This is a genomic window from Thalassobellus sediminis (assembly GCF_044386045.1).
Taxonomy (GTDB): domain Bacteria; phylum Bacteroidota; class Bacteroidia; order Flavobacteriales; family Flavobacteriaceae; genus Thalassobellus; species Thalassobellus sediminis.
Map to the genome: position 1 here is coordinate 103,468 of NZ_JBISCD010000037.1, position 18,743 is coordinate 122,210.

Here is an 18,743-nt window from a genome sequence, read left to right on the forward strand (position 1 = left end):
ACTATTTTTGCTTATATTTCATAATTAATATTAATTTAGTCTTTTAAGTATTATTAATATGTTTTATGAAACTTCATTTATTAGACAGAAGTAACCTAACAAACAGTTCATTTACAACGAAAGTAAATGAATATCCATACTTTTTAAAAATATGGCATTATCACCCAGAACTAGAACTTGTTGTTGTGCTAAAAAGTGAAGGCACCTGTTTTATTGGTGATAGCATTGAAAAATTTAGTGTTGGAGATATTGTACTCATAGGAAAAAATTTGCCGCACATGTGGTTGAACGATGAAGATTATTTTAAAAAAAGTCCGAAACAATCTGCTAAAGCCATCGCTATACATTTTAAACAAGATTATTTAGGCAGAACATTTTTTGAAACTCCAGAAATGATTCACCTTTTAGAACTTTTTGAGCGCTCGCGTTTTGGTCTAAAATTTCTTAATACAGACAAAAGTATCATTCATGATATTCAAAATATGCTGGAATTAGATGGTTTTGAAAAAACCATGTCTTTTTTACAAATACTCAATAAATTAGCGAAACATAAAGAGGTAAAACGCTTATCGAGTCTAGGTTTTATAAATTCTTTTAACGCTACTAAAAGTGATACGCAAGATAAGGTACAAGCTTATATTTTTAAAAATTTCAACAAAAACATAAGTCTAGAAGAAGCCGCTAAAATTGCACATATGAATGCTTCTGCGTTCAGCCGTTATTTCAAGCGTATTAATCGCAAAACATTTTCACGTTACGTATCAGAAATACGCATTGGCTATGCTTGTAAATTACTACTCGAAAACAAATTTAATATAGCTGCTGTTTGCTACGAGTCTGGTTTCAATAATATTTCAAACTTTAACAGGCAGTTTAAACTAATAATGTATTGTACGCCGTCGGTTTATGTAAAAAACCATAACGAAGAAGCTTTAAAATCAGATTGATACATTGCATTTAACATCAAAAACAACTTCCTAAAGCAAAAATAGTATCATAATTCATCAAATTTTAGGAAGACTCACTTACATATTCCTTGTACTATTGTATCAATGTTTAATCTACTTATTTAGATTCAACATTAATCATCAAAATAAATCATTATAAAAATGGCCAAATTCAGTTTAAAAAACAAAGTCGCTATTGTAACTGGTGGCGGAAGTGGCATAGGAAAAGCTATATCGCTAACCTTTGCTAAACAAGGTGCTAAAGTTCATATTTTAGATTTCAATATAGAAGCTGCAGAAGAAACTATTTCAGAAATAAAAGCTATTGATGCACAAGGAGAAGCTCATAAATGCGATGTTTCTAATCAACAAAATGTTGTTAATATTATTAATAACATTACCCAAAACGAAAAAATTGATATTCTAATAAATAATGCTGGTATTCCCCATATTGGAAATATTGAAAATGTTGAAGAAGGAGATTTAGATCGTTTATACAACGTCAATATCAAAGGTGTTTATAATTGTATAAAAGCCGCAATTCCTTCATTAAAAAGTAATGGTGGTGGTGTTATTTTAAATTTAGCATCTGTTGCTTCAACTGTTGGGATCAATGATAGATTTGCCTATTCAATGACTAAAGGTGCTGTTCTTACCATGACTTATTCTGTTGCTAAAGATTATATAAACGATGGAATTCGTTGTAACTGCATTGCTCCAGGAAGAGTACACACACCATTTGTTGATGGTTTTATAAAAAACAACTACCCTGGAAAAGAAGCCGAAATGTTTGATAAATTATCAAAAACCCAACCTATTGGTCGTATGGGAAGTACACAAGAAATAGCCGATTTAACCTTGTTCTTATGCTCTGATGAAGCAGGTTTTATTACAGGTTCAAACTACGCCATTGATGGCGGTTTTGTAACATTAAACGGAAATTAAGAATTTAAATATATAGAAGATGAAATTAATACGATTTGGAGACGTCAATAATGAAAAACCAGGTGTTCAATTAGCAAACGGAACAAGACTAGATGTATCGGCATTTGGAACCGATTATGATGAAGCTTTTTTTGGAAATAATGGTATTGAAAAATTAAAAACTTGGTTAGAGACAAATCAATCTAATTGTCCTGAAGTTGATGATAACGTACGTTTAGGAGCGCCTTTAACAAGACCTTCTAAAATTGTATGTATTGGTTTAAACTATGCGCAACATGCTGCCGAAGCTGGTATGGATGTTCCTAAAGAACCTGTATTATTTTTTAAAGCTACCTCTGCTATCGTTGGTCCTAATGATGATATCATGATTCCTAAAGGAAGTACTAAAACCGACTGGGAAGTTGAGTTATCTGTTGTAATTGGTAAAAAAGCATCTTATGTTGAAGAAGATGATGTTTTCGATCATATTGCGGGTTACGTATTACATAACGATGTTAGCGAACGTGCTTTTCAATTAGAACGTTCTGGACAATGGGTAAAAGGAAAAAGTTGCGACACCTTCGCTCCTATCGGACCTTTTATTGCTACTACCGATGAAATTAAAGACCCAAATAATTTAAACTTATGGTTAAAATTAAATGGTGAAGTAATGCAAAACAGTTCAACTTCCGACTTTATTTTTAACATTCAACAATCTATTAGTCATATTAGTCAATTTATGACTTTATTACCTGGAGATATTATTTCTACAGGAACGCCTTTTGGTGTTGGTCTTGGTTTAAAACCACCTGTATACTTAAAACCAGGCGATGTTGTAGAACTTGGTATTGAAGGTTTAGGTACTTCAAAACAAAATGTGGTAGCATATAAACAATAAAATAAAAATCATGCGAGTAGGCTTATTCATACCCTGTTATATTAATCAATTATACCCTCAAGTAGGAAAGGCTACTTTAGAGCTTTTAGAAAAATTAAACGTCGATGTGGTATATCCGTCAGGGCAAACCTGTTGCGGACAACCCATGGCAAATTCAGGGTATGAATACGAGTCTGAAGGTGCATGCAATAATTTTGTAGACAACTTTAAAGATTTTGATTATATAGTAACACCTTCTGGAAGTTGCGCCTATCACGTTAAAAAGCATTACAATATTATTCCGCAAACAGATGCTGTTACTAAGGTTCGTAATAATGTTTACGAATTATGTGATTTCATATTGAACGTTTTAGAAGTAAAAAATGTTGGAGCTTCGTTTCCTCATAAAGTAGGCGTTCATAAAAGTTGTCACGGACTAAGAGGATTAAGATTAGGCTCTTGTTCCGAAGTTGTTGGCGATTCTTTTTCATTCATAGAAACGCTTTTACAAGAAGTTAAAGGTACCGAATTAATGCCTGTAAAAAGAAGCGATGAATGTTGCGGATTTGGTGGCACATTTGCTGTTACCGAAGAAGCTATCTCTGTAAAAATGGGAAAAGATAAAATTAAAGACCACTTAGAAAGTGGCGTAGAAGTTATTACAGCTACAGATACCTCTTGCTTAATGCATTTAGAAGGTTTAGTAAACCGTAATAATCAACCCCTTAAAATTTTACATATTGCTGAAATTTTAAACAGTAACTTCTAATAAAACCACTATGAGTCATTCACAACTAGCCAGTATATTTAATAAAGATGAAAAAAGAGTCGATTGGCATGACAAAGCCTTATGGTTTGTTAGACATAAAAGAGATTTATCTGTTCACCAAGTAAAAGGTTGGGAGGAATTAAGAAACTTAGGGCATGGCATAAAAGCACATATGCTATCTAATCTAGATTCTTATTTAATTCAATTTGAAGAAAATGCCAAAAAAAATGGCATAGAAGTACATTGGGCTGCTAATGGAAAAGAACACAACCAAATAATACATAAAATTCTTAAAGACAACAACGCCAAAAAAGTTGTTAAAAGTAAATCGATGCTTACTGAAGAATGTCATTTAAATCCATTTTTAGAAGCTGATGATATTGAAGTTATTGATACTGATTTAGGTGAACGTATTGTACAATTAGCAAAAGAACCACCAAGTCATATTGTACTACCCGCTATTCATAAAAACAAGCATGAAGTAGATGAATTGTTTCAAGAACATTTAGGCACTAAACCTTGTGATGGTGACCCGCAGTATTTAACAGGTGAGGCTAGAAAGCATTTACGAGAAAAATTTATTGAAGCAGACGCCGCTATTACAGGTGTTAACTTTGCTATTGCAGATACTGGTGGATTTGTAGTTTGTACAAACGAAGGAAATGCCGATATGGGAGCACATTTAGCGCCTGTTCACATTGCTTGTATGGGTGTTGAAAAAATAATTCCGAAACAAGAACATTTATCTGTGTTTTTACGCTTATTAGCAAGATCTGCAACAGGGCAACCTATAACAACCTATTCATCGCATTTTAAAAAACCTAGAAAAGGTGCTAAAATGCATGTTGTTATTGTTGATAATGGGCGCTCAGAACAATTAAGCAGACCCGATTTTAGAGCGTCATTACACTGCATTCGTTGTGGTGCATGTATGAATACATGTCCAATTTACAGAAGAAGTGGTGGTCATAGTTACGATGCAACCATCCCAGGACCTATTGGTTCTATTTTATCGCCAGGAAAAGATTTAACAAAACACAGTTCTTTACCTTTTGCCTCTACCCTATGTGGTTCTTGTTCAGATGTGTGTCCTGTAAAAATTGATATTCATGCGCAATTATATAAGTGGCGACAAATAATTACAAAAGAAACACCACAGCCTTTTATTAAGAAGAAATCTATGGAAATGATGGGTAAAGTATTCTCAAAACCTGCTCAATTTGAAAAAGTTGGAAAAATAGCGCGTTGGTCTTTAAGAAGTTTACCTAAATCTATAATAAACTCAAAACCGAATGCTTGGGGGAAAGCTAGAGATTTACCAACAGGACCAAAACAAAGTTTTGATCAGTGGTATAATGAAAGAGAAAATAACAAGAAAAAAGATTAAATCATGGCAAGCAGAGATACAATTTTAGCTAGAATAAAGGCAAACAAACCAGAAGCTATTAGCTTACCTCAAATAGATGAAACTTTATTTGATGACGGATACGATTTAATTAAAGAATTCACTAAAAAAGTAGAAGTTGTAGGTGGTAATGTTTTAGAGGCCAAATCTAATCAAGATGTTATTAAACAAATAACAGAAATGATCCCTAATACTTCTGTTAATTTTTCGACATTATCAGACACTCAAGATTTCAATACTATTAATTTTGAAACCATAAAAAAGCCACAAGAGCTAGAAGATTTAGATATTCTAATTCTTGAAAGCGATTTAGGAGTTGCCGAAAATGGTGCTGTTTGGGTAACGGATAAAAGCCTTCCGATGAGAGCTTTACCCTTTATCACCAAGCATCTTGTCTTTGTACTTTCAAAAGAAAACATTAAACCATATATGCACCAAGCTTATCATAAACTTTCAGAATCTTCAACAGATTTTGGGGTATTTATTTCAGGTCCTTCAAAAACTGCTGATATTGAACAATCTCTAGTAATTGGAGCACATGGAGCCCTAAGTTTAACTATCTTTTTAAAAGCTTAAATAATTCAATTAAAAAAATCATTTTTTTCTAGAATTACAGTACAGTACAGGATAGAGATTTTTTAATGTTCATTTATTTTAGCACGAAATATTTTAATCATCCTCATGAATACAATTACAAAAAAATTTAATTACGTAGATTACTTATGGAATGAAGAAAAAGCAGCGTCTTTAAAAGACGATCAAGTTGCTTTATTTTTATACCGTTCAAACATATTAGGAGCCGATTTAAGAATCACCAATTACGGTGGTGGAAACACAAGCTGTAAAACCATAGAAAAAGACCCTTTAACAAACGAAGACGTTGAAGTTATGTGGGTAAAAGGTTCTGGTGGTGATATTGGAACTTTAACACGTGCAGGAATTGCTGGTTTATATACTGGTAGATTGCGCGATTTAAAAAATGTATATGGAGGTTTAGATGATGAAGACCGTATGGTTGGATTATTTAATCATTGTATTTATGATTTAGATAGTAAAGCACCATCTATTGATACACCGCTTCACGGATTATTACCTTTTGCACATATAGATCATTTACATCCAGATGCACTTATTGCTGTAGCAGCAGCAGAAGATAGCGAAAAAGTAACCAAAGAAATTTGGGGAGATACTATGGGGTGGGTGCCATGGCAACGCCCTGGTTTCGATTTAGGACTTCAGTTAGAAAAATGTTTAGCTGATAACCCTGGCATTAGAGGTATTGTTTTAGGGAGTCATGGTTTATTCACTTGGGGCGATACTTCTTATGAGTGTTATATGAATAGTTTAGAAGTTATTGAAACAGCTTCTGAATATATTGAGAAAAAAATCAAAGAAAAAGGTTCTGTTTTTGGTGGACAAAAAGTTCAAAGTCTTCCTCAAGAAGAACGTTTAGAAAAAGCAGCACAATTAATGCCTTTATTAAGAGGTTTATGCTCTTCAGAAAAAAGTATGATAGGTCATTTTTCTGATAATGATGTTGTTTTAGAATATATTAATAGTCATGATTTAGAACGATTAGCTCCTATGGGAACGTCTTGTCCAGATCATTTCTTACGTACAAAAATTCAACCATTAGTATTAACACTTGATACTAATGAAGATGTATCTGATTCTGATGCGATTCTTAAAAAATTAGAACCAGCATTTGCACAGTACAGACAAGAGTATGCAGATTATTATAACACTTGTAAAAAAGATAATAGTCCAGCAATGCGTGATCCTAACCCAGTAATTATTATTTACCCAGGAGTAGGTATGTTCAGTTTTGCAAAAAACAAACAAACAACGCGTGTTGCTAGTGAGTTTTACATTAACGCTATAAACGTCATGCGTGGTGCAGAAGCAATTACGTCATACACATCATTACCAAGACAAGAAGCTTTTGATATTGAATATTGGTTATTAGAAGAAGCTAAACTTTCTAGAATGCCAAAAGAGCAACCGTTATCTCGTAAAGTAGCTTTTGTTACTGGAGCTGGTGGTGGTATTGGCAAAGCTATTGCAGATAAATTAGCTGCCGAAGGTGCCAATGTAGTATTAACAGATATTAATGAAGATAGCTTAAAACAAGCTCATGCTACTTATAAAAGAGATGTATCTACATATGCTATTTGCGATGTAACCAATACAGAGTCTATTGCATCGGCTTACAAAAAGGCATGTATAGAGTTTGGTGGTGTAGATATTATAGTTCATAGTGCTGGATTAGCTATTTCTAAAGCCTTAGAAGATACCACTGATAAAGATTGGAACATCTTACAAAGTATTTTGGTAAAAGGTCAATTTGACTTAGCAAAACAATCTGCAGCCATTATGCGTAAACAAGGACTTGGAGGTGATTATATTGCCATTGCAAGTAAAAACGGATTGGTTGCTGGCCCTAACAATGTTGCTTACGGAACTGCCAAAGCTGCACAACAACACATGGTACGTTTATTAGCGGCAGAATTAGCAAAAGATAAAATTAGAGTGAATACAGTAAACCCAGATGGTGTTATTGTAGGAAGTAAAATATGGGAAGGTGCTTGGGCCGAAGGAAGAGCTAAAGCCAATGGAATTACTGTTGAAGAATTACCAGCTTTTTATGCAAAAAGAAATTTATTAAACGAAATCATCACTCCAGATGATATCGCAAATGGCGTATTTACTTTAGTAGGCATATTAGATAAATCTACAGGAAACATAATTAATGTTGATGGTGGAATGGCTAATGCATTTGTACGCTAACAAAATTTGAGTTAGTTTTAGTTTATAAAAAACTTCCATAGCATATGGACACATATATATGGAAGTTTTTTTTAACAATCTATACTCAAACAAAGCATTCACAATTAAATATTGAAATCTAAATAATTGAATGAATGCTTCAAATGACCAATAAAGACAATAGATAAAACTCATGAAAATAGAACAAAGTCATATTCAAGACACTAATAATAAAGACCTTAAGTCTCATCAAGATCATTTCGATTTCTTATCAAATAGCTTAACTAACAAAGGTGTTAATGTTAATAGCATTATAAAAAAACTACAAGATTTTCAAGTAGCTATTCCAAGTTGGGCATTGGGTGCTGGAGGTACACGTTTTGGTCGTTTTTCTTTTTACGGAGAACCTTCAAACTTAGAGCAAAAAATTCAAGATGTTGGTATTCTTCATTCATTAACCCAAACGGCTGGGGCAGTTTCTCTTCATATTCCTTGGGATATTCCTGAAGATTATAATGCGATAAAAGAATTAGCCGGTTCGTTAGATATTAAATTTGATGCTGTAAACTCAAATACGTTTCAAGATCAAGTAAATGCTAAAGAAAGTTACAAATACGGATCTTTAAGTAATACAAGTGAGGCTGTAAGACAACAGGCTATTCAACATAATTTAGATGTTATTAATATTGGAGACAAACTAGGTTCTAAAAGCTTAACAGTTTGGTTAGCAGATGGATCTTGTTTTCCAGGGCAAAATAACTTTCAAACAGCGCTTCAAAACACAGAAAACAGTTTAAAAGATATTTATAAAGGCTTACCTAACGATTGGAGCATGCTTATAGAATACAAACCTTACGAGCCAAACTTTTACAGTACTGTAATTCAAGATTGGGGAACATCGTTTATGTTAGCAAATGCTTGTGGAGAGAAAGCATATTCTTTAGTAGATTTAGGACATCATTTACCTAACAGTAATATTGAACAAATTGTTTCAATTTTAATGTCTAAAGGTAAACTAGGTGGTTTCCACTTTAATGATAGCAAATATGGTGATGACGATTTAACTGTTGGGAGTATCAAACCTTATGCCCTATTCTTAATTTTTAACGAACTGGTTTATGGTATGCAAAACAATCCACAAAATCCTGATTTAGCGTGGATGATTGATGCAAGTCATAATGTAAAAGATCCTTTAGAAGATTTAATTCAATCTCTTGAAGCCATTCAAGAAGCTTATGCTAAAGCGCTTTTAATTGATCAAGATGAATTAAAGTCTGCTCAATTAAACAATGATGTTGTTAAATGTCAAGAAATATTACAAAACGCCTACAGAACAGATGTAAGACCTCTTTTAGAAAAAGCTAGATTAGAAAGTGGTGGTGCTTTAAGCCCAATAAATGCATATCGTTCTCTAGATGTTAGAAATGAATTAATTAAAGAAAGAGGTAAAAACACTGTAGCTACAGGATTATAATATGATAAATGTAACAGCGGTTTTTGATATTGGTAAAACCAATAAAAAATTCTTTCTTTTTGATAAAGATTACAAAGAAGTATATAAAGAATACACTCATTTTGATGAAATTGAAGATGAAGATGGTTATCCTACCGAAAACTTACCTGCGCTTCAAGCATGGTTAAAAAAAGTATTTGAAAGTATTCTTGAGGCTTCAGAATTTAATGTACAAGCTATTAATTTTTCAACCTATGGTGCTAGCTTTGTTCATCTGGATGAAAATGGAGACGTTCTTACACCGCTGTACAACTATACAAAACCTATTGATCAAAGTGTTATTGATTCTTTTATTGAAAAATACGGACCTAGAGAATCTTTTTTAAACACGACTGGGTGTTTCGATTTAAGTCTTTTAAACTCTGGTTTACAACTTTATTGGATAAAACATACAAAACCAGAAGTTTTTAAAAAGATTAAGCATTCACTACACTTACCACAATACCTTAGTTATATTTTCACAGGTATACCTTTAAGTGAATATACTAGCATTGGTTGTCATACAGCGTTATGGGATTATACTAAAAAAGATTATCACTTATGGGTATATAAAGAAGGTTTAAATAATATACTACCAACAATAGTATCTACTGAAACGAGTATTAACATGAACTATAATGGAAAACGCATCAAAATTGGTGTTGGTATTCATGATAGTTCTTCTGCTCTACTACCTTATGTTCGTAGTGTAAAGAAAAAATTTGTTTTGGTTTCTACAGGTACTTGGAGTATTACTTTAAACCCCTTTACAGAGCATCCTATTTTAAATGAAAACCAAAACAAAGATTCCATAAATTATATGCGAATTAATGGTAAAGCGGTAAAGGCAACTCGTTTATTTTTAGGTAACGAGTATAAAATACAAGTAGGTAAATTAGATAAGCATTTTGGTGTTTCTGAAGATTATCATCGCCATGTAAAATTTAATTATGATACATATTTTGAAATCGTAAAAGATTTTAATCACATGTTTAAATGGGAAAGTATTGCTGATATTGATATGCCTTCTGAAACAAAGATAACACACAATAACTTTGAAGATGCTTACCACCAACTTATGACAGAACTTGTGCTTTTACAAATTAAAAGTATTAAAGATGTTATTGGTAATGATAATATAAAACGATTATATGTAGATGGTGGTTTTAGTGATAATGACCTTTTCGTTAAATTACTATCACATCACTTTAGAAATATGAAATTAAGAACTACAGATTCTTCTTTAGGATCTGCTTTAGGTGCTGCCATTTCAATTTCAGACAAAAAATTAAATTCCAAATTTCTAAAAAAGAATTACTCACTAAAGAAGCATGTACCCTTTATAATTAAATAACCGAAATAAAATCACCACATACACCACATAACCCAACCAAACTAAATAAGACAACTATGACACAATACCACAAAGAAGAAGAAATAATGGAAGAGATTGCTGGCGGTGAATTTGAAAGAACTCCTGTTCCACAATCAAAATTAAAAGGCTGGAAAAGCTTCCTTGGCATGTACGCAGGTGAACATGCCGCTGGGACAGAATTTATGATAGGTCCTTTGTTTTTAACCGCAGGTGTTAGTGCTTTCGATTTAATAATTGGCCTTTTATTAGGTAACTTATTAGCTGTTTTATCTTGGAGATTTTTAACAGCAGAAATTGCTGTTAAAAACAGATTAACTCTTTATTTTCAACTAGAAAAAATATGTGGTAAAAACCTAGTTACAGGTTATAATTTAGCAAACGGCATTCTTTTTTGCTTCTTAGCAGGTTCTATGATAACGGTTTCTGCAACAGCAGTTGGAATCCCTTTTGATATGCCAATGCCAAAACTTGATGATACCATGCCAAATGGTATGACGTGGATTATTATTGTTTTAGTAATTGGTGCTGTAATTTCTATTATTGCAGCAAGAGGATACGATACAGTATCTAAAGCAGCAAATTGGATGTCTCCAATAATTGTAATAGCATTTGTAGCTTGCGGTATTGTTGCATTAAGTCAATTAGGAGTTTCAAGTTTTTCTGAATTTTGGGATATTTGGGGTGAAGGAAAAGATCCGTTTCCTGGACAAATAAAATATACTTTTTGGCACGTTTTAATTTGGTCATGGTTTGCTAATGCAGCTATGCATATTGGAATGTCTGACCTGTCTGTTTTCAGATTTGCAAAAAAGGCAAGTTCTGGATGGACAACTGCTGGAGGTATGTATGTTGGTCATTATATGGCTTGGATTTCAGCTTGCTTATTATATGCTGTTTATTTAAAGTCTCCAGAAGCTATATCGTTCTTATCAAATGGTGAAGCCCCTCCAGTTGCTCCAGGTCCATTAGCCTATAATGCCATTGGTGTTTTTGGAATTATAGCTGTTGTTTTAGCTGGATGGACTACAGCAAACCCTACTATTTATAGAGCTGGCTTAGCATTTCAAGCTATTATACCAAAAGTATCTACGTTTTGGGTTACTATAATTGCTGGTACTGTAGCAACAATAGCTGGATTATTTCCTGCATTTGCAATGAAATTATTAGGTTTTGTTGCTTTATACGGATTTATCTTAGCGCCTTTTGGAGCCGTTATAGTATTTGAACATTTTTTCCATAAAAAATATGGTATTATTAAAAATTATGCAGAACATGCAAACATAAAATTCAACAAGTCTGTTCTATTTGCTTGGGCAATCAGTTTTGGAATCTTTTATTTTATATCAGTACAATTTGATGTGTTTTTATCATTTGTAACCCTTCCTGCTTGGTTACTATGTGGTATTTTATTTCTTGTATTTAGTAAATATGCACAGAAAAATAGTTAAATAAAAAATCTCTAATTAGAGTTTAGACAAAAAAGGCAGGATTAAAATCCTGCCTTTTTTGTTACTATATATTTTAATTAAACTAATTGTGACAATTTTTGAGAAGACTTTCTAACAATTAATTCGGGAGCCAAAACAATATGTTTTTCAGTTTTTTCTCCTTTACTATTAACCTCTTCAAGAAATACCTGAGCTGCAATTCTTCCCATTTGTATAGGAGATTGATCTACAGATGTTATTGATAGTTCCATAAATTTCGTAAACGGTTCATTACTAAAACCAACCACACTTATATCTTCAGGGATTTTAAGCCCATTTGCTTTAATTTCTTGAATAGCACCAAGAGCTGTAAAATCACTTGAAGAAAATATTGCATCAGGACGGTTGTCCATATCTAAAAATATTTTAGTAGTTTTTCTTCCTTCAACAACTTTACTAATTGTTTCAATAACTAAACTCTCATCAAATTCAAGTCCGTTATCAATTATAGCCTGTTTATAACCTAAGTATCTATTCTGAAAAATTTGTAATGAACGATTATTAGATAAATGGGCGATTCGCTTATAGCCCTGATTTATTAGATGATTAGTAGCATCGTATGCCCCCTTAAAATCGTCAATAGTAACAGAGCTTACTCCATGTATATCTTTCTTTCTATCAAAAAATATTAATGGCACATTTTTTTTAATTAGCTTATTAAAACTAGTGTCTTTTTCAATTTTAGCATTGGATATCGACATTAAAACACCATCTACCTGAGCATTCAATAAAGAATTTATATTTTCAATTTCTAAATTTTGCTGATCATGAGTTTGGCAAATTATTACATGATAACCTTTTGGATAAAGCTCTTCTTCAATACCTCTAATTACAGAGGCGAAAAAATTAGTATCAATTCTTGGAACTATAACCCCAACATTATAACTCTTTCCACTTTTTAATGCTAAAGCCAATTTATTTTGCTCATAATTCATTTCTTTGGCTGTCTTAAAAACTAATTCACGTGTAGCAGCGCTAATTTTAGAATTATTATTTAAAGCTCTAGAAACTGTTGCAGCAGTTATATCAAGTCTTTTAGCAATATCATAAATAGTTGTTTTTTTTGTCATGAAAATTAATTGGCTATAGTTAACAAAAATACATTAATAAAAGTTAATATCTAAAAAATTATGATGCAAGCTACAATAAAGTAGATTAATCAAAAACAATACAAATTATCGTTTTTTTTACTAAAACACTTCGATTTTCTTTCTATTTTTGCTTTTATGCAAAAATCTCTTGCAATATATATATATTTTTCTATTTTTGTACAATCGATTGTAATTTTTATACAATCGATTGTAATCGATTGAATTAAAAAAAATCAGTAGAAACATACAAAAACATACAATCGATTGTATGTTTTTTGTATGTTAAAGGAAAAACAAATTCATAATGAATATGTATACAAATATGATTTAGATTTATTAATAACTTAAAAAAAAGCCTATGTAAAAAAACTCTATTTACAAAAATTAAACAATAATTAAATTAACTAAACAAAAAGAATGAAAACAAAGAAAAACATTAAGTATTATTTCTTCCTTCTAGGAATGCTACTATGCTTACCTATTTATGCGCAAAACGCATCAGATATAAATGGTACAGTATCAGATGAATCTGGAATGCCTCTACCAGGTGTGTCAGTAATTATTAAAAACACAACTACAGGAACTGCTACCGATTTTGATGGTAATTATACCCTTAAGGCAAGTTCTGATGCTATATTAGTTTTTAGCTATTTAGGCTATACATCACAAGAAGTATCTGTAAACGGAAAATCAACCATCAATATTACTTTGGTTGAAGAAGCTGGTTTATTAGATGAAGTTGTTGTTGTAGGTTATGGTTCTGTAAAAAGAACTGATCTAACTGGATCTGTTACTAGTATTTCAACTGAAGAAATAACTCAAAGAAGTGTTAACAACCCCTTAGAAGCAATTCAAGGTAATTTACCTGGTGTAGTAATTACTAATAATACTGGACGTCTTGGTGATGGCTTTAATGTAAATATTAGAGGTATAAATACATTTAATACAGATAGAGCAGACCAACAACCATTATATATAGTGGATGGTGTGCCAACGGATAATATTGAATTTTTAAACCCTCAAGATATAGCACAAATAGATGTTTTAAAAGATGCATCTTCTGCTGCTATTTATGGTTCTAGAGGAGCCAATGGAGTTGTTATTGTTACAACAAAAAGTGGCACAACTGCTAAATCAGGCGTAAATGTTTCTTTCGAAAGCTCATATGGTATTGTTAAAACAGCTAGATTACCGGAGTTTATGACTGGCGCGGAATGGTGGGCTTATCACCAAACTGCATATCTATCTAGAGATCCTCTTGCACAAACACCTGCTCAAAATTTCACATTAGCAAGTAATAATAGTCCTGAATTAGTAAAAAGAGCGAACGCAGGGTTTGAATTTGATTGGGCTGATGCTGTTCTTAGAGATGGTGTTTTACAAAACAACTATATTTCTGTAGCTGGTAGAGCTGAAAATGGATTAGCTTATAACATCGCAATTGGTGTTCAAAATGATGAAGGTCAGCTTCAAAAGGAATCAAGAGATAATTACACTTTTAAAGCTGGTGTAAGTCATAATATAAATGATAAATTTTCTGCTGGTATAAATCTAACTATAGCTCATGAAATTAACCAACTTGGTAGTGGTCAAGCCATGAGAGATGCACTTAGATTAAGCCCACTAACATCACCATGGGCAATCGATGCAGACGGAAACCAATTGGTAGGAGAATTATGGGCACAGCCTGGTAAATTAAAGTACCCTAATGGAGATTGGGCATTTAATAAAACAAGTACTAGAAACCCTTTAGTAGAAATAGCAAATTCATCAGACGAAAGAAGAAGATGGAGAACACTTGCTAATATGTTTTTAGAATATAAAGCTTTAGATTGGTTATCATTTAAAACAAGTTTCTCAGCTGGACAAGGAAGTGTTAGAAGAGGTCGAGCATATGGTGTAGATTCTTATGCTGGTGGTGGTAATGGTATTAATTCTAGTATTGATAACTCAGAAAATTTTAATTATACTTGGGATAATCAATTTAATATAAATTATACAATAAATGAAGACCATGTGTTTAGCTTTTTAGGACTACAAAGTTTGTATTCTAATAGAACTGAAACTTCTTTTTTATCATCTAGAAATCAAACTTTTGAATCAGATTGGTATAATATTGGTTCTGGATTGCCGTCAACTTTTATTAATAAGTCAGGCTTTAGAAAGAATACTTTAAGTTCTTATGCGGCTCGTTTAAATTATTCATACCAAGATAAATATTTATTAACAGCATCTAATAGATGGGATGGGTCTTCTGTATTATCAGCAGGTAATAAATGGGATTTTTTCCCTTCAGTAGCATTAGCATGGAAACTTTCAAATGAATCATTTTTAAACAATAATAGCTTTATTTCAAACTTAAAAGCAAGAGCTAGTATTGGTTATACAGGTAATGATAATGTTGATCCTTACACAACACTAAATGGAGTTCCTACGCAAACTTATTATGACTTTGATGGAAATGATGCAAATGGCAACATAGCAGATCAATTAGCTAATAAAAATTTAACATGGGAAAAAACAAGAGAATTAAATTTTGGTATTGATTTTGGATTTTTAAATCAAAGAATATCAGGTAGTATCGATGTATATGATAGATTATCTAAAGATTTAATACTTGAACAAGTATTACCTATAGAAACTGGAGCTGGAAAAGTTAATAACAATATTGGAGATATAAGTAATAAAGGTATTGAAATTGCTTTATTAACAAGAAATATACAAACTGATAAAGTGACTTGGACAACTAATTTTTCATTTTCAAAAAATAAAAATGAAGTAATATCATTTTATGGACAAAGTGAAGTAGATGACCCAGGTAATGGATTATTTGTTGGAAAGCCATATAGACCTCATTACAACTATCTATTTGATGGCGTTTGGCAAGCCGACCAAGCAGCTGAAGCAGCTGTCTATGGGATGAACGAAGGTGAAGCTATAGCTAAAGATATTAATAATGATGGTAAAATTGATCCAGACGATGATAGAATTATTTTAGGTACAGAGCAACCAGATTGGATTGCAGGATTAACATCAAACTTAACTGTTGGTAATTTTGACTTATCTATCTCTGCTATTGCAATGCAAGGCGTACTAGTAAAAAGTGATTTTCTTAATGATAGTTTTGGTGACCCAAATGATAGAGGGCGTCAACACTTAGCATGGGATAGTTACTATGTTCCAGTAAATAGCGCTGGCTTACCAGCCCAAGTGTCAAATGAAGTACCAAGGCCTCGTGGACAAGGACAATTTTGGGGAACTGATTTTGGTTTTTATAGAGATGCATCTTTTGTAAAAATTAAAAATATAGCTCTTGGATATTCTCTTAACGATCAAATATTAGATAAATTAAAAATAAAAAGTTTAAGAATTTATGCTAATATTTTAAATCCGTTTGTATTTGCAAACAAAGATTTTGAAGGTTGGGAACCAGAATGGGCTGCTGCAGATCAAAATGTAGCGAGACCTAGTTCTGTTACATACCAATTAGGATTAAGTTTAAAACTTTAAAAAAAAGAAAATGAGAAAAATATTAATTTTAGGAATACTTATTGCTACATTTAGTTCTTGTAGTGATTTTATAGAAGAAGAAAACCTTTCTAATGTTTCTGCTGAAAGTTTTTATGTAACTCCAGAAGGGTTTAACTCTTTAGTTAACGCAAACTATGCCCAGCTTAGAAATATATATGGAGATTCACCATTTATGTTTATTGGTGGTACAGATTTATACTCAAAAGGAAGAGGACGTGGTATAGTTGGTTTAACAGAATATACAGAGTTAAACTCTACAACTAATGGTGTTGATGATTTATATAGAGAAGCGTATGAAGCCATTCAACTTGCAAATAGAGCAATTTATTATTCTGAAATAACAGAGCAAACTGATGAAGTACCTGCTCGAATTGGTGAGGTTAAATTTATTAGAGCATTATCTTATTTCTTATTAGTTCAATCATATGGTGGCGTAGCTATTACAGATTATATTGATACTCCAGTATTAGAATTTGATAGAAATTCTGCAGAAGAAGTATACACTCAAATCATTACTGATTTGAATGAAGCAGTAGCTACTTTAGGTAATGGTGCTTATGATGGCCGTGTAAATAAAAGAGCAGCTAAAAATTTATTAGCTAAAGTACACTTAACTAGAGCTTACGAGACTTTTGGTACTGCTAGTGATTTTGCAACAGCTGCAACTTTAGCAGATGAAGTGATTGCTGGACAAACTTTAAACTTAACTCATGAAGAAGTTTTTACTCCAGAAAATGATTTGAATGAAGAAGTTATTTTTTCAGTTCAATTTGATGCTGGCTCAATTAGTGCTGATAATAATGGTTTAGGAAGCAGACAATATGCTTATTTTGGATCCTATTTAGGAGGAACAGAAGTAGAAGGTCAGGCTCCTGCTAGAGATTATTCAGCTTGTCCTACTAATTTTGCTTTAGGTCTATTTACTCAAGATGATACCCGTTGGGAATCTACATTTATGACAGAAATATTTTATTGGTCTGATGCAACATACCCAGGAGGACCTTCATACTTTACTTATTACAGAGTACCTAAAGAAGATCATGGAGATCTAGCTGTTAATGAATTTTATGAGCCACAATGGTTTACACCAGCAGATAAAGCAAATTATTTAGCTACAAAAAACTTAGCTTCTGGCTTTGAATACCATAATTGGGGGGAATATTCTTCAGAGTGGACAGATACAGTTTCTTTAGATTACGAAGTAATTTGCGTAAGAAAATTTGATGATCCAGATCCAAGTACTGCTTTTGGTGGTAGATCTAGTACAAGAGATATTATATTAGGGCGTCTTGCAGAAACTTACTTAGTTGCTGCTGAAGCTTATTTACAAAGCAATCCTACAACTGGTTTAGCAAGATTAAATGAGGTGAGAAGAAGAGCTGGTGTTACACCTGCTACTTTAGGTGAATTTGATATTGATTATATATTAGATGAACGTGCAAGAGAATTATTTGGAGAATATCACAGATGGTTCGATTTAAAACGTACAGGTAAATTAGTTGAAAGAGCTTCAATGTATAATGCTGAAATTGAAGAAAGTAATTTTACAGGAGCTGGTGGAAATCTTAAAATATTAAGACCTATTCCGCAATCTGCATTAGATTTAAATCAAAATAGAGATTTTCCTCAAAACCCAGCTTATAACTAATATTTAGTTTTAATCTAAAAAAATAAAAGTTAATTAAAAATAACTTTTTTATAAAACCCGCTTCTTAACTGAAGTGGGTTTTTTGTTTACAACAACTGTTATACGTATTACTATTTATATAACATAAATTATCATTCTGGGATATCATTAAATATAACATTTAACATACTGTATTTTTATTATTTTGTGTTTTTTTGTTTTTATTTTTCTTTAAAAATATATAATTACTTTTAATTATAGAGCACCTAATACTTAAAGTGTTTTCAACTGTTTTAATGCTTTCAAAATATTAATTCAATAATATTTATACTCTTTTATTGTTTTTATATCAAAATATTTGCAAGATATTTTTTTTTTGATACATTTGTGTAATCGATTACAGTTATAAAAGGCACTTGCAAATAAATTACATCTTCTACTATTCGTAAATT

At 32.0% G+C, this 18,743-nt stretch carries 13 protein-coding genes; 12 read left to right on the forward strand and 1 reads right to left on the reverse strand.

From position 1 onward, the window contains the following. Nucleotides 1–65: 65 nt before the first annotated feature. The 10 genes from ACH5TW_RS02390 to ACH5TW_RS02435 all read left to right on the forward strand — a co-directional run bounded on the left by ACH5TW_RS02390 (nt 66) and on the right by ACH5TW_RS02435 (nt 12,003). A complete protein-coding gene (locus ACH5TW_RS02390; RefSeq protein WP_439334880.1) occupies nt 66–947 on the forward strand; it encodes an AraC family transcriptional regulator in 882 nt (293 codons plus the stop codon). A gap of 162 nt (nt 948–1,109) precedes the next feature. After that, entirely contained in the window at nt 1,110–1,892 is a 783-nt protein-coding gene (locus tag ACH5TW_RS02395; protein ID WP_439334881.1) for an SDR family NAD(P)-dependent oxidoreductase, read from the forward strand. A gap of 19 nt (nt 1,893–1,911) precedes the next feature. Next, a complete protein-coding gene (locus tag ACH5TW_RS02400; protein ID WP_439334882.1) occupies nt 1,912–2,769 on the forward strand; it encodes a fumarylacetoacetate hydrolase family protein in 858 nt (285 codons plus the stop codon). A gap of 10 nt (nt 2,770–2,779) precedes the next feature. Further along, on the forward strand, nt 2,780–3,517 hold the full coding sequence (locus tag ACH5TW_RS02405) for a (Fe-S)-binding protein (protein WP_439334883.1): 738 nt from the start codon (nt 2,780–2,782) through the stop codon (nt 3,515–3,517). Between the two features lie 10 nt (nt 3,518–3,527). Beyond that, a complete protein-coding gene (locus ACH5TW_RS02410; RefSeq protein ID WP_439334884.1) occupies nt 3,528–4,904 on the forward strand; it encodes a lactate utilization protein B in 1,377 nt (458 codons plus the stop codon). Between the two features lie 3 nt (nt 4,905–4,907). Next, nucleotides 4,908–5,498, forward strand: a complete 591-nt coding sequence (locus ACH5TW_RS02415; protein WP_439334885.1) for a LutC/YkgG family protein — start codon at nt 4,908–4,910, stop codon at nt 5,496–5,498. Nucleotides 5,499–5,603: 105 nt separating this feature from the next. Beyond that, nucleotides 5,604–7,709, forward strand: a complete 2,106-nt coding sequence (locus ACH5TW_RS02420) for a bifunctional aldolase/short-chain dehydrogenase (RefSeq protein WP_439334886.1) — start codon at nt 5,604–5,606, stop codon at nt 7,707–7,709. A 172-nt stretch (nt 7,710–7,881) separates the two neighbouring features. Further along, nucleotides 7,882–9,162 carry a sugar isomerase gene (locus ACH5TW_RS02425; protein WP_439334887.1) on the forward strand — a complete coding sequence of 427 codons (1,281 nt, stop codon included), beginning with the start codon at nt 7,882–7,884 and terminating at the stop codon, nt 9,160–9,162. 1 nt (nt 9,163) lies between these two features. Beyond that, nucleotides 9,164–10,534, forward strand: coding sequence for an FGGY-family carbohydrate kinase (locus ACH5TW_RS02430; protein WP_439334888.1), 1,371 nt, complete (start codon nt 9,164–9,166; stop codon nt 10,532–10,534). Nucleotides 10,535–10,590: 56 nt separating this feature from the next. Continuing rightward, nucleotides 10,591–12,003 carry a purine-cytosine permease family protein gene (locus ACH5TW_RS02435; RefSeq protein WP_439334889.1) on the forward strand — a complete coding sequence of 471 codons (1,413 nt, stop codon included), beginning with the start codon at nt 10,591–10,593 and terminating at the stop codon, nt 12,001–12,003. A gap of 77 nt (nt 12,004–12,080) precedes the next feature. Here ACH5TW_RS02435 and ACH5TW_RS02440 read toward each other — a convergent pair whose 3' ends face one another. Then, a complete protein-coding gene (locus ACH5TW_RS02440) occupies nt 12,081–13,112 on the reverse strand; it encodes a LacI family DNA-binding transcriptional regulator (protein ID WP_439334890.1) in 1,032 nt (343 codons plus the stop codon). Between the two features lie 438 nt (nt 13,113–13,550). Between ACH5TW_RS02440 and ACH5TW_RS02445 the strand changes: the two genes are divergently transcribed. Continuing rightward, nucleotides 13,551–16,643 (forward strand): SusC/RagA family TonB-linked outer membrane protein, encoded by a 3,093-nt coding sequence (locus tag ACH5TW_RS02445; RefSeq protein WP_439334891.1) that lies wholly within the window; start codon nt 13,551–13,553, stop codon nt 16,641–16,643. Between the two features lie 10 nt (nt 16,644–16,653). Then, nucleotides 16,654–18,312, forward strand: coding sequence for a RagB/SusD family nutrient uptake outer membrane protein (locus ACH5TW_RS02450; protein WP_439334892.1), 1,659 nt, complete (start codon nt 16,654–16,656; stop codon nt 18,310–18,312). Nucleotides 18,313–18,743 lie beyond the last annotated feature (431 nt).

Coding starts and splice junctions, on each gene's coding strand:
- ACH5TW_RS02390 (WP_439334880.1), top strand. CDS start 66: ATGAAACTTCATTTATTAGACAGAAGTAACCTAACAAACAGTTCATTT.
- ACH5TW_RS02395 (WP_439334881.1), top strand. CDS start 1,110: ATGGCCAAATTCAGTTTAAAAAACAAAGTCGCTATTGTAACTGGTGGC.
- ACH5TW_RS02400 (WP_439334882.1), top strand. CDS start 1,912: ATGAAATTAATACGATTTGGAGACGTCAATAATGAAAAACCAGGTGTT.
- ACH5TW_RS02405 (WP_439334883.1), top strand. CDS start 2,780: ATGCGAGTAGGCTTATTCATACCCTGTTATATTAATCAATTATACCCT.
- ACH5TW_RS02410 (WP_439334884.1), top strand. CDS start 3,528: ATGAGTCATTCACAACTAGCCAGTATATTTAATAAAGATGAAAAAAGA.
- ACH5TW_RS02415 (WP_439334885.1), top strand. CDS start 4,908: ATGGCAAGCAGAGATACAATTTTAGCTAGAATAAAGGCAAACAAACCA.
- ACH5TW_RS02420 (WP_439334886.1), top strand. CDS start 5,604: ATGAATACAATTACAAAAAAATTTAATTACGTAGATTACTTATGGAAT.
- ACH5TW_RS02425 (WP_439334887.1), top strand. CDS start 7,882: ATGAAAATAGAACAAAGTCATATTCAAGACACTAATAATAAAGACCTT.
- ACH5TW_RS02430 (WP_439334888.1), top strand. CDS start 9,164: ATGATAAATGTAACAGCGGTTTTTGATATTGGTAAAACCAATAAAAAA.
- ACH5TW_RS02435 (WP_439334889.1), top strand. CDS start 10,591: ATGACACAATACCACAAAGAAGAAGAAATAATGGAAGAGATTGCTGGC.
- ACH5TW_RS02440 (WP_439334890.1), bottom strand. CDS start 13,112: ATGACAAAAAAAACAACTATTTATGATATTGCTAAAAGACTTGATATA.
- ACH5TW_RS02445 (WP_439334891.1), top strand. CDS start 13,551: ATGAAAACAAAGAAAAACATTAAGTATTATTTCTTCCTTCTAGGAATG.
- ACH5TW_RS02450 (WP_439334892.1), top strand. CDS start 16,654: ATGAGAAAAATATTAATTTTAGGAATACTTATTGCTACATTTAGTTCT.